This is a genomic window from Nocardia sp. NPDC052566 (assembly GCF_044547285.1).
Classification (GTDB): domain Bacteria; phylum Actinomycetota; class Actinomycetes; order Mycobacteriales; family Mycobacteriaceae; genus Nocardia.
Map to the genome: position 1 here is coordinate 767130 of NZ_JBIUAF010000002.1, position 12557 is coordinate 779686.

Below are 12557 nucleotides of genomic sequence, written 5' to 3' on the forward strand. Positions count from 1 at the left end.
CTTCGATGAGGAGAATGGAAATGAAAGTCGGCTGGCTGGAGCGTGAGTACGAGGGGTTCTTGCAGTTCAAGAGCGGACTCGAGGAAAGCAACGGGTCATTGGCCTACCTGAAGAGTCTGCCGCACGGAAACGTGCACCATTACTGGGCCGAAGAGCGCCGGGTGGTGAACTTCTCGACCTACGACTACCTGGGCCTCGGTGAGAACGAAGAGGTCCGCGAGTACGCGAAGACGTGTATCGACAGGTACGGCGTATCCACGAGCGCGAGCCGCCTGGTCTCCGGCCAGCTCGATATCCACCACGAACTGGAGGAGGCGCTGACGGCCTTCCTCGGCACCGAGGAGACCATCACCTTCGTCAGCGGACACGCGACCAACGTGATGACCCTCGGCTACCTGTTCGGCCCCGAGGACCTGCTGATCTGTGATCAGTACGCGCACAACAGCATCGAGATCGGCGCCAAGCTCTCCGGCGGTGAGGTGCGACGCTTCCGGCACAACGACGTCGGCGAACTGGAGGCGATCCTCGCCGAGGCCGGTACGGGCAGGCGCGTCGTCGTCTGCATCGAAGGCCTCTACAGCATGGACGGCGACCTGCCGCCGCTGCCCGAAATCCTGGCACTGAAGCGCCGATTCGGGTTCGTGCTCTATGTCGACGAGGCCCATTCGATCGGCACGGTCGGCGCGACCGGTCGTGGCGTCACCGAACACTTCGGCGTCGATATCGGTGAGATCGACGTGCTCATGGGGACATTGAGCAAAACCATGGGCAGCTGCGGCGGATTCGTGAGCGGTACCAGGGAGCTGATCGACTACCTGCGCTTCTCCGGCCCCGGCTTCATCTTCAGCACCGGGCTGCCCGGTCCGGCCGCGGGAGCGGCGCTGAAAGCGTTGCAAATTCTGCGGTCTCATCCGGAATACGTCGCCGACCTCCAGCGCAAGTCGCGACTGTTCAGCACGAAACTGCTCGGCGGCGGCACGCACCAGACACCGGTCATTCCGCTGCTCGTCCGGCACGACTGGGTGAACGACTTCGCGCTGCACTGCCAGCAGGCCGGAGTCCGGGTCTTCCCGATTTCGTATCCGGCCGTATCGCGCTCGGCGACCAGAGTGCGGTTCTTCCTGTCCCGCCTGCACACCGACGCTCATCTGCTCGAGGGCGCCGATGTCGTCAATTCCGTGTTCGACGAATTCTCTGCCGAAAGGAGTGCTTCGTGAGGTTGAAGGTAGGAAAGGTTCTCCTGCTTGTCACCGATGCTCTACTGATACTTTATTGGGTCGCCGTCGCCGTCAACGCGATACCGAAAGAGTCGGCGTTCCGCGACTACACCAATCCCATTGTCCAAGCCTGGAACTGGTCGTTCTTCCCGCTCGACCTGGCCGCCTCGATCTTCGGGTTCGCCGGGGTATACCTCGTCCGCATCCGCCATCGGCTCGGCTGGCTCGTCCTCACGATCGGGCTGACGCTGACGTTCTGCGCCGGCTTCATGGCCATCTCGTTCTGGGCCTACTACGGCGATTTCAACTTCACCTGGTGGGCGTCCAACGCGTTGTTGATGATCGTGCCCGCCATCGTCTTCGCCATCCTCGTCTTCGATCGCAGCGCCGGTGCGGAATTCACGCACGAGCAGCACCGCGTCGAACCGGAATTGAAGGAAAACGCATGACTACCTCAGCGATTCGGTCCAGCAGGCTGTTCACCAGCGAATCGGTCACCGAAGGACATCCGGACAAGATCTGCGACGCGATCAGCGACGCCGTCCTCGACGCGCTGCTGACCGCCGATCCCGCCGCCCGTGTCGCGGTGGAGACACTGGTGACCACCGGGCAGGTGCACGTCGCAGGCGAGGTCACCACGACGGCGTACGCCGATATCCCGACCATCGTGCGCGACACCGTCTTACGGATCGGGTACGACAACTCGGGCAAGGGTTTCGACGGCAACACCTGTGGCGTGAACGTCGCCATCGGCGCCCAATCACCGGATATCGCACAGGGCGTGAACCTGGCGTACGAGGCGCGGATCGACGGCGCCGACGATCCCGTCGCCCAGCAGGGCGCCGGTGACCAGGGGCTGATGTTCGGCTACGCCACCTCCGATACGCCCGAGCTGATGCCGTTGCCGATCGCGTTGGCGCACAGGCTGTCCCGGCGGCTGACGGAGGTGCGCAAGGACGGCTCGGTGCCGTATCTGCGGCCGGACGGCAAGACCCAGGTGACCATCGAGTACGAGGGTGACAAGCCGGTGCGGCTGGACACGATCGTGCTGTCGACCCAGCACGCGCCGGGGATCGACCTGGATTCCATGCTCGCGGTGGATGTGCGCCATCACGTCGTCGATCACGTGCTCGCGCACCTGCCGAGCGAGGTCGACACCAGCAACCCGCGGTTGCTGATCAACCCGACCGGCAAGTTCGTCATCGGCGGGCCGATGGGTGACGCGGGACTGACTGGGCGCAAGATCATCGTCGATACCTATGGGGGAATGGCCAGGCACGGCGGTGGCGCGTTCTCCGGCAAGGATCCGTCGAAGGTCGACCGCAGCGCCGCGTACGCGATGCGGTGGGTGGCGAAGAACGCGGTGGCCGCCGGGCTGGCGGACCGCATCGAGGTCCAGGTCGCCTACGCGATCGGCAAGGCTGCGCCGGTCGGGTTGTTCGTCGAGACCTTCGGGACGGAGAACTTCGACCCGGCGAAGATCCGCGATGCCATCTCGCAGGTATTCGATCTGCGGCCCGGCGCCATCATCAGGGATCTGGATCTGCTGCGCCCGATCTACGCGCAGACCGCCGCGTACGGCCACTTCGGCAGGCCCGATCTGGATCTGCCGTGGGAGCGGACCGATCGTGTCGAGCTATTGAAGGCGGCGGTCTTATGATCCTGGTGACCGGGTCCGTCGCGACGGACCATCTGATGAAATTCCCCGGCCGATTCGCCGACCAGCTGCTGCCCGATCATCTCGACCATGTGTCGCTCAGCTTCCTGGTCGACGACCTCGTGGTGCAGCGGGGCGGGGTGGCCGGAAACATCTGCTACGGGCTCGGCGTGCTCGGCCAGCGCCCGGTACTCGCCGCCGCGGTCGGCACCGATTTCCGGGAGTACGAGGTGTGGCTGTCCGGCCACGGCGTCGAGACCGGCGGGGCGTGGGTGTCGTATCAGGCGCACACGGCCCGCTTCACCTGCACGACCGATGACGATCTCGCGCAGCTGGCCAGCTTCTATCCCGGCGCGATGTCCGAGGCGTCGCGAATCTCGCTGGCGGAGTTGGTGGAACGGTTCGGCCGCCCGGAACTGGTCGTCGTCGGCGCCAACGATCCCGCGGCAATGATCAAGCACACCAACGAGGCTCGCGCGCTCGGCATTCCGTTCGCGGCCGATCCCTCGCAGCAACTGGCGCGGCTGGACGCGGCGCAGATACGCGACCTGCTGGACGGGGCGAGTTACCTGCTGACGAACGAATACGAGTGGGGGCTACTGCAATCCAAGGCGGGAGTCACCGCCGAGCAGGTCATCGAGAACTCGACGATCCGGGTGACCACGCTCGGCGCGCAGGGCGTCGAGATCACCGATCGGCAGGGCGCCGTGCTTCACGTACCGGCGGTTGCGGCGAACGCGACGGTGGATCCGACGGGGGTCGGGGACGGGTTCCGCGCGGGCTTCCTGCACGCGCAGGCCAACGGCGCCTCGCTGGCGCGTTCGGCCCAATTGGGTTCGGCCGTCGCGGTTCTGGTGCTCGAGGCCAGCGGTCCGCAGGGGTGGCGATGGGACCGGGAAGCCGCCGTGAAGCGGATCGCCGATGCGTATGGGCGGACCGCGGCCGACGAGATCGAAGCGCTGTGGGCGGATGGGCGATGAGTGGGTTCGACACCACACTGCTGGACACGCTGCGCCGGCGTGTGGTGATCGGGGACGGCGCGATGGGCACGATGCTGCAGGCCGCCGATCTGACGCTGGATGACTTTCGCGGGTTGGAGGGGTGCAACGAGATCCTCAACGAGACCAGGCCTGACGTGCTGCGCCATATTCATCGCGCGTACTTCGAGGCGGGTGCGGACGCGGTCGAGACCAATACGTTCGGCTGCAATCTGCCCAACCTGGCCGATTACGACATCGCCGATCGGATTAGGGATCTGTCGGAGCGCGGCACGCGGCTGGCTCGTGAGGTCGCCGATGAGATGGGGCCGAGTGCCGATGGGACGCCGCGGTATGTGCTCGGCTCGATGGGGCCGGGTACGAAGCTGCCGACGCTGGGGCACGCGCCGTACACCGCGCTGCGTGATGCCTACACCGAGGCGGCTTCGGGCATGCTCGACGGTGGCGCCGACGCCATCCTGGTCGAGACCTGCCAGGATCTCTTGCAGGTCAAGGCCGCGATCACGGGGAGCCAGGCGGCAATGCGGCTGCTCGGCAGGCGGATTCCGATCATCACCCATGTCACCGTGGAGACCACCGGGACGATGCTGGTCGGTAGTGAGATCGGTGCGGCGTTGACGGCGCTGGAGCCGCTCGGGATCGACATGATCGGGCTCAACTGCGCGACCGGGCCCGCGGAGATGAGTGAGCATCTGCGGCATCTGTCGCGGCATGCGCAGATTCCGGTGTCGGTCATGCCCAACGCGGGTCTGCCGGTGCTCGGTGCGAACGGCGCCGAATATCCGCTGACGCCAGAGGAACTCGCGGTCGCGCTGAGCGGGTTCGTGTCCGAGTTCGGGTTGGCGTTGGTCGGTGGGTGCTGTGGCACCACCCCGGAGCACATTCGTCAGGTGACCCAGGCGGTGCGCGAGCTCGAGCCGAGGCTGGCATCGATCGGTGATCGACGCACCCCGGTCCATGAGCCGAGCGTGTCGAGTATGTATACCGCGGTGCCGTTCGAGCAGGACGCGTCGATCATGATGATCGGTGAGCGGACGAATGCGAACGGGTCGAAGGCGTTTCGTGAGGCGATGTTGGCCGAGGATTGGCAGCGGTGCCTGGATATCGCCAAGGATCAGACTCGTGATGGTGCGCACATGCTCGATTTGTGTGTCGATTACGTGGGGCGTGACGGCACCAAGGATATGGAGGCATTGGCCAGCCGTCTCGCTACGTCCTCCACGTTGCCGATCATGCTCGACTCGACCGAAACCCCGGTGCTGCAAGCGGGTTTGGAGCATCTCGGTGGTCGGTGTGCAGTCAACTCGGTGAACTATGAGGACGGTGACGGTCCGGAGTCGCGGTTCCAGCAGACGATGCGACTGGTCGCCGAGCACGGTGCGGCTGTCGTTGCGTTGACCATCGATGAAGAGGGCCAAGCGCGGACCGCGGTGAAGAAGGTGGAGATCGCTGAGCGGTTGATTGCCGATATCACCGGTAATTGGGGGTTGTTGGAGAGCGACATCATCATCGACACCCTGACCTTCACTCTGGGCACCGGTCAGGAAGAGTCGCGCAAGGATGGTATCGAGACCATCGAGGCGATCCGGTTGCTCAAGCAGAAGCATCCGCAGGTGCAGACCACGCTTGGTCTTTCGAATATCTCGTTCGGGTTGAATCCGGCGGCGCGGCAGGTGTTGAACTCGGTGTTCATGCACGAATGTGTGCAGGCTGGACTGGATTCGGCGATCGTGCATGCCTCGAAGATTCTGCCGATGGCGAGGATTCCGGACGAGCAGCGCGAGACCGCGCTCGATCTCGTGTATGACCGCCGCACTGACGATTACGACCCGCTACAGAAGTTGATGGCGTTGTTCGAGGGCGTGTCGGCGTCCTCGTCCAAAGCCTCCCGCGCGGAAGAACTAGCCGCGTTGCCGTTGTTCGAGCGGTTGGCCCGGCGGATCGTCGATGGTGAGAAGGCCGGGATGGATGCCGATCTGGATGCGGCGATGGCCGAGGTGCCGCCGTTGCAGATCATCAACGAAACCTTGCTGTCGGGGATGAAGACCGTGGGTGAGTTGTTCGGGTCCGGGCAGATGCAGTTGCCGTTCGTGTTGCAGTCGGCGGAGGTGATGAAGACCGCTGTGGCTTATCTGGAACCGCATATGGAGGCCACCGACGACTCGGGCAAGGGCCGGATCGTGCTGGCCACGGTCAAGGGTGATGTGCACGATATCGGTAAGAACCTGGTCGACATCATCTTGTCCAACAACGGCTATGAGGTGGTCAACCTCGGGATCAAACAGCCCATCGCGACGATTTTGGATGCGGCGGTGGACAAGAAGGCCGATGTGATCGGTATGTCCGGGCTGTTGGTGAAGTCGACCGTGGTCATGAAGGAAAACCTGCAAGAGCTCAACGCCAAGGGTGTGGCCGAGCAGTTCCCGGTCTTGCTCGGTGGCGCGGCATTGACCCGCGGTTATGTCGAGAACGACTTGACCGAGGTTTACGAGGGCGATGTGCATTATGCCCGTGACGCTTTCGAGGGTTTGCGGTTGATGGATGACATCATGACCCGCAAGCGCGGTGGTGGTGGCGATCCCGACAGCCCGGAAGCGATCGCCGAACGGGAGAAGGCGGCTGAGCGTAAAGCGCGCCACGAACGGTCGAAGCGGATCGCTGAGCAGCGCAAGGCGGTCGAGGTGCCGATCGAGGTGCCCGCGCGTTCTGACGTCGCGGCGGACTTGCCGGTCGCGGTGCCGCCGTTCTGGGGCACCCGGGTGGTGAAAGGTGTGTCGCTGCAGGAGTATTCGGGTCTGCTCGATGAGCGCGCCTTGTTCCTGGGGCAGTGGGGTTTGCGTGGCCAGCGCGGTGGCGAGGGCCCGTCGTATGAGGAACTGGTGGAAACCGAAGGGCGTCCGCGGTTGCGGTATTGGCTGGATCGGCTGTCGACCGAGGGTGTGCTCCAGCATGCGGCGTTGGTGTACGGGTATTTCCCGGCGGTGTCCGATGGTGATGACGTGATCGTGTTGACCGACCCGAATCCGGATGCGCCTGAGCGGTATCGGTTCACTTTCCCGCGTCAGCAGCGTGACCGGTTCTTGTGCATCGCGGACTTCATCCGCTCCCGTGAGCACGCGCGGGTGACGGGGCAGGTGGATGTGTTGCCGTTCCAGTTGGTCACCATGGGCCAGCCGATCGCCGATTTCGCCAACGAGTTGTTCGCCGCCGACAACTATCGTGACTATCTCGAGGTCCACGGTATCGGTGTGCAGCTCACCGAAGCACTCGCCGAGTATTGGCATCGCCGGGTCCGTGAAGAGCTTGTCCTGGAAGGCCATTCGGTCGCCGACTCCGACCCGGCCGATGTGCTGGACTACTTCAAACTCGGTTACCGCGGCGCCCGCTACTCCTTCGGCTACGGCGCCTGCCCCGACCTGGAAGACCGCGCCAAACTCGTCGACCTCCTCGAGGCCGACCGCATCGGCGTCGTCCTGTCCGAAGAACTCCAACTCCACCCGGAACAATCCACCGACGCCTTCGTCCTGCTGCACCCAGAAGCCAAGTACTTCAACGCCTAACGACACCAAGGGATTTCAGATGACGATCGCATTGAGCAGAGAAGTAACAGCCGATGTTCGTAATGGCATCGATTTCAAGGTGGCGGACCTGTCGCTGGCCGAGTTCGGCCGCAAGGAGATTCGTTTGGCTGAGCATGAGATGCCTGGTTTGATGGCGTTGCGCCGTGAGTATGCGGAGGTGCTGCCGTTGCAGGGCGCCCGGATCTCGGGTTCGTTGCATATGACGGTGCAGACCGCGGTGTTGATCGAAACCTTGGTCGCGTTGGGTGCCGAGGTCCGCTGGGCGTCGTGCAACATTTTCTCGACCCAGGACCACGCTGCCGCCGCGGTTGTGGTGGGTCCGCACGGCACTATCGAGGAGCCGAAGGGCACTCCGGTGTTCGCGTGGAAGGGCGAAACCCTGGAGGAGTATTGGTGGGCGGCGGAGCAGATGCTGACCTGGGCGGGTGAGCCGGCGAACATGATCCTCGACGATGGTGGCGACGCGACCATGCTGGTGCTGCGTGGCGCCCAGTTCGAGAAGGCTGGTGTGGTGCCGCCCGAGGATGAGAACCACTCCGCCGAGTACAAGGTGTTCCTCAACCTGCTGCGGGAGCGTTTCGAGACCGACAAGGGCAAGTGGAGCGCGATCGCCGAGAGCGTGAAGGGTGTCACCGAGGAAACCACGACCGGTGTGCTGCGGCTGTATCAGTTCGCCGCTGCCGGGGAACTGGTGTTCCCGGCGATCAATGTCAACGATTCGGTGACGAAGTCGAAGTTCGACAACAAGTACGGCACCCGGCATTCGTTGATCGATGGCATCAACCGTGGCACCGATGTGTTGATCGGTGGCAAGAAGGTGTTGATCTGTGGGTATGGCGATGTGGGTAAGGGGTGTGCGGAATCGCTTGCCGGGCAGGGTGCTCGGGTGCAGGTGACCGAGATCGATCCGATCAACGCGTTGCAGGCGTTGATGGATGGCTATGACGTGGTCACGGTGGAGAAGGCCATCGGTAATGCCGATATCGTGATCACCTCGACGGGGAACAAGGACATCATCACCCTCGAGCATATGAAGGCGATGAAGGATCAGGCGATCCTGGGCAATATCGGTCATTTCGACAACGAGATCGATATGGCCGCCCTGGAGCGTTCCGGTGCGTCGAGGTTGAACATCAAGCCGCAGGTGGATTTGTGGACCTTCGGTGAGTCGGGTAAGTCGATCATCGTGTTGTCCGAGGGCCGGTTGCTGAACCTGGGTAACGCGACCGGGCATCCCTCGTTCGTGATGTCGAACAGCTTCTCCAACCAGGTCATCGCCCAAATCGAACTCTGGACCAAGCCAGCCGACTACGAGAACGAGGTCTTCCGGCTTCCGAAACATCTGGACGAGAAGGTCGCCAAGATCCACGTCGAAGCACTCGGCGGCGAACTCACCAAACTCACCAAGGATCAGGCCGAGTACATCGGTGTCGATGTCGAAGGCCCGTTCAAACCGGACCACTACCGGTACTGAAAGCCATCAAGGAACTGTGATGTCGCACTACAAGAGCAATGTTCGTGATCTGGAGTTCAATTTATTCGAAGTGCTCGGGCTGAACCATGTGCTGGAGTCAGGCGCTTTCGGTAGTCTCGATGCGGGCACCATCGAGGAGATGCTCGATACCGCGCGTCGCTTGGCCGAGGGGCCGCTGGCCGCCTCCTTCGCCGATGCCGACCGCAATCCACCGGTCTTTCATCCCGACACCCACAGCGTCGCACTGCCGGAGTCGTTCAAGCAGAGCTATCGCGCTCTCCAGGACGGTGAATGGCATCGCGTCGGCATCGCACCCGAACTGGGTGGCATCGATGTGCCGAAGGTCGTGCTGTGGTCGATCGCGGAGTTGATCCTCGGCGCACAGCCCGCGGCGTTCATGTACGGCATGGCCGGAAGTCATTTCGCGCAAATATTTTTCGACAACGCGACCGACGAGCAGAAGGAGTGGGCCAAGCTCGCCGTCGAGCAGGGGTGGGGCGCCACCATGGTGCTCACCGAGCCCGACGCCGGATCCGATGTCGGGGCGGGCCGCACCAAAGCGATTGCGCAGGAAGATGGTTCGTGGCACATCGAAGGGGTGAAGCGGTTCATCACCTCGGCCGATTCCGACGACCTGTTCCCGAACATCATGCATCTGGTGCTGGCCCGTCCCGAGAACGCGGGGCCAGGCACCAAGGGCCTGTCGCTGTTCTTCGTGCCGAAGTTCCACTTCGACGAGGACACCGGCGAACTCGGTGCGCGCAATGGCGTATTCGTCACCAATGTCGAGCACAAGATGGGCCTGAAGGCCTCGGCCACCTGTGAGGTCACCTTCGGCGGTCATGGCATCGCGGCCAAGGGCTGGCTGGTCGGTGAGAGGCACGACGGCATCGCGCAGATGTTCCAGATCATCCAGGGGGCACGAATGATGGTCGGCACCAAGGCGGTCGCGACGTTGTCGACCGGCTACTTGAATGCGCTCGACTACGCCAGAACCCGGCTCCAGGGCGCCGATCTGGCTCGGACGGCCGACAGATCGGCGCCGCGGGTACCGATCATCCGCCATCCGGAGGTGCGCCGCTCGCTGATGGCGCAGAAGGCCTACGCGGAGGGCTTGCGCGCGCTGTACCTGTACACCGCGGCACATCAGGACCCGGTTGTGGCACAACAGGTTTCCGGTGCCGACGCCGATCTGGCCGCGCGGGTGACCGATCTGCTGCTGCCGATCGTCAAGGGTGTGGGATCGGAGCGGGCCTACCAGTATCTGGCCGAATCGCTACAGATCTTCGGTGGTTCGGGCTACGTGCAGGATTACCCGATCGAGCAGTACATCCGTGACTCGAAGATCGACTCGCTGTACGAGGGCACCACGGCCATTCAGGCGCAGGACTTCTTCTTCCGCAAGATCGCCCGCGACCGCGGTGTCGCGCTGGCGCAGGTGGCCGGTGAGATCCGGCGGCTCATCGACCGTGAGGGCGGTAACGGGCGGTTGAAGTCCGAGCGTCTGCTGCTCGCCACCGCACTGGACGATGTGCAGGCCATGGCCGCGGCACTGACCGGATATCTGCTCGCCGCCAAGGAGGATTCGAACGAGCTGTACAAGGTCGGCCTTGGATCGGTGCGGTTCCTGCTCGCCGTCGGCGATCTGCTGATCGGCTGGCAACTGCTGCGCCAGGCCGAGATCGCCCTCCGGGCGCTGGACAACGGCGCCGTGTCCGGGGAGATCACGGCCGCCGACTCCGCCTTCTATCACGGCAAAATCGGTGTGGCACAGTTCTTCGCACGCAATGTGCTGCCGGAACTGGCCGCGGTCCGCGCCGTGCTGTCCGATCTCGACGACGACATCATGACACTGGCGGAGGCGGCTTTCTGATGACGACGACCCTGGCTCGTACGACAACGGTGACCGAGCGGATTCGGCAATCCCGTTCCGGCACAACCACTTTCTCACTCGAGTTCATGCCGCCCCGCGATGCCGACGGCGCGGCCCGGCTGTGGCGTGCGCTGCGCACGTTCGAACGCCTGGATCCGGCTTTCGTCTCCGTGACCTACGGGGCGGGCGGGTCGACCAGGGACCGCACCGCCCAGATCGTCAGGGAGATCGCCGAGTCGACGACCTTGCTGCCCGTCGCGCACCTCACCGCGGTGGCGCACAGCGTGGACGAACTGCGCGCCGTCGTCGGCGCGCACGCGGCGAGCGGCGTGCGCAACATCCTTGCGCTGCGCGGCGACCCGCCAGGGGATCCCTTGGGGGAGTGGACAAAACACCCCGAGGGTGTGCAGTATGCCGAGGAACTGGTGCGACTCGTCGACGGCTGGGGCGAATTCCACATCGGCGTCGCCGCCTTCCCCGAAGGCCACCACCGCGCGGCGGACCTGGCTCGCGACACCACCAACCTGGTCGGCAAACTCCGGGCCGGCGCCGAATACTCCATCACCCAAATGTTCTTCGATCCCGACCACTACCTACGCCTGCGCGACCGCGTCGCCGCCGCCGACCCCGCACAGGCCGCCAAACCGATCATCCCCGCGATCCTGCCGATCCTGTCCCTCGCGGGCGTCCAGCGCATGGCCGAACTCTCCGGCGCCACTCTCGCCACGGACATCGTCGACCGCCTGGAACGGGCAGCAGGCCCCGGGCCACACGAGAACAAAGAAGCCGTACGGGAAGTAGGCGTCGGTATCGCCACTCACATAGCCGAAAGGCTCATTGTCGAAGGCGTCCCCTGCCTCCATTTCTGCACCCTCAACACCGCACGGGCGACATCGGAGATCCTGTCGAACCTTGGGCTCGCTGCGCCATGACGAGGCCACGGCCGGGCAACGCCCGGCAAGCCGGTGGGGCCGTCACCGGTGATGGGCTCCGACATTGCGTTACGGCCAACGAGGCCGCGGCCGAGGTAACTGTTTCGCCAAAAATCAAGAACGCCAGCAATTGCTGGGTACATCTTGCGCAAGCCGGGCCGGACCCGGAGAACAACTGAGCAAGAAAGTACGACCATGCGTAGAGCAACGGCGCTCTTCGCCGCATTATTGTTGGCCATTCTCTTTTCCATTGCACACGTGGCGAATCCGCAAGCGCGCGCCGATGATTGCCTGGGTGACTGGGCCATCGGTGTCGGCGGTCTCGGTGACAACACCTCGTCGGTGTTCACACCGTTCGTGAATCAGCCGGTCGGCTACAACTCCGCCGATCCGATGTCGGGGTTGAACGAACTCGACCGGCTGTTCTGGTGGCACCGCAACGAATGCCCGGGTGATCACATCCGGTTGATCGGGCACAGTGAGGGTGCGGCGCTCGTCCACGCCTGGGTCACCGCGCACCAGGACGTCGACAACGCCAATGCGGTTCTCCTGTCGGATCCCAAGCGGGCGCCAGGGCCCGGCTGGGGTGGATTGTCCTCGACTCCCGGCAGTCAGGTCCTGGGTTATCCGCTGGCGGGCGTCGATGATTGGTTCGGCCCCTTCCCGGTGCTGACCGTGTGCAACCACGACGACCAGATCTGCGACACTTCGGCTGGTTGGTGGGGCTATCTCTTCGCGGGCGCGCATAGTCGCTACGATTTCAACGTATGGGATTACGGCGCTTGGGATTCCGGCGTCTGGTACCGGTAGCCGATGAACCATGGG

The 12557-nt window shown here is 63.9% G+C and carries 9 protein-coding genes; all 9 read left to right on the forward strand.

Translation table 11 applies throughout. The annotated features are described in order from the left end of the window. Positions 1-20 precede the first annotated feature (20 nt). Complete coding sequence (locus ACIG5A_RS10525; protein ID WP_397239898.1) at positions 21-1217, forward strand: aminotransferase class I/II-fold pyridoxal phosphate-dependent enzyme; 1197 nt, start codon at positions 21-23, stop codon at positions 1215-1217. Further along, on the forward strand, positions 1214-1666 hold the full coding sequence (locus ACIG5A_RS10530) for a DUF5360 family protein (protein WP_397239899.1): 453 nt from the start codon (positions 1214-1216) through the stop codon (positions 1664-1666). Before ACIG5A_RS10525 ends, ACIG5A_RS10530 begins: the two co-directional genes overlap by 4 nt. After that, positions 1663-2877, forward strand: a complete 1215-nt coding sequence (metK, locus tag ACIG5A_RS10535; protein WP_397239900.1) for a methionine adenosyltransferase — start codon at positions 1663-1665, stop codon at positions 2875-2877. Before ACIG5A_RS10530 ends, metK begins: the two co-directional genes overlap by 4 nt. Continuing rightward, positions 2874-3854 (forward strand): carbohydrate kinase family protein, encoded by a 981-nt coding sequence (locus ACIG5A_RS10540; protein ID WP_397239901.1) that lies wholly within the window; start codon positions 2874-2876, stop codon positions 3852-3854. The genes metK and ACIG5A_RS10540 overlap by 4 nt, the downstream gene beginning before the upstream one ends. Then, entirely contained in the window at positions 3851-7432 is a 3582-nt protein-coding gene (gene metH, locus ACIG5A_RS10545; RefSeq protein ID WP_397239902.1) for a methionine synthase, read from the forward strand. The genes ACIG5A_RS10540 and metH overlap by 4 nt, the downstream gene beginning before the upstream one ends. 19 nt (positions 7433-7451) lie before the next feature. Next, positions 7452-8927, forward strand: a complete 1476-nt coding sequence (ahcY, locus tag ACIG5A_RS10550; RefSeq protein WP_397239903.1) for an adenosylhomocysteinase — start codon at positions 7452-7454, stop codon at positions 8925-8927. 19 nt (positions 8928-8946) lie between these two features. After that, on the forward strand, positions 8947-10800 hold the full coding sequence (locus ACIG5A_RS10555; protein ID WP_397239904.1) for an acyl-CoA dehydrogenase: 1854 nt from the start codon (positions 8947-8949) through the stop codon (positions 10798-10800). Beyond that, positions 10800-11732 (forward strand): methylenetetrahydrofolate reductase, encoded by a 933-nt coding sequence (locus ACIG5A_RS10560; RefSeq protein WP_397239905.1) that lies wholly within the window; start codon positions 10800-10802, stop codon positions 11730-11732. The genes ACIG5A_RS10555 and ACIG5A_RS10560 overlap by 1 nt, the downstream gene beginning before the upstream one ends. 258 nt (positions 11733-11990) lie before the next feature. Next, the gene (locus ACIG5A_RS10565; RefSeq protein ID WP_397239906.1) at positions 11991-12542 is read left to right on the forward strand and encodes a hypothetical protein; all 552 of its coding nucleotides are present in this window, start codon (positions 11991-11993) and stop codon (positions 12540-12542) included. Positions 12543-12557 lie beyond the last annotated feature (15 nt).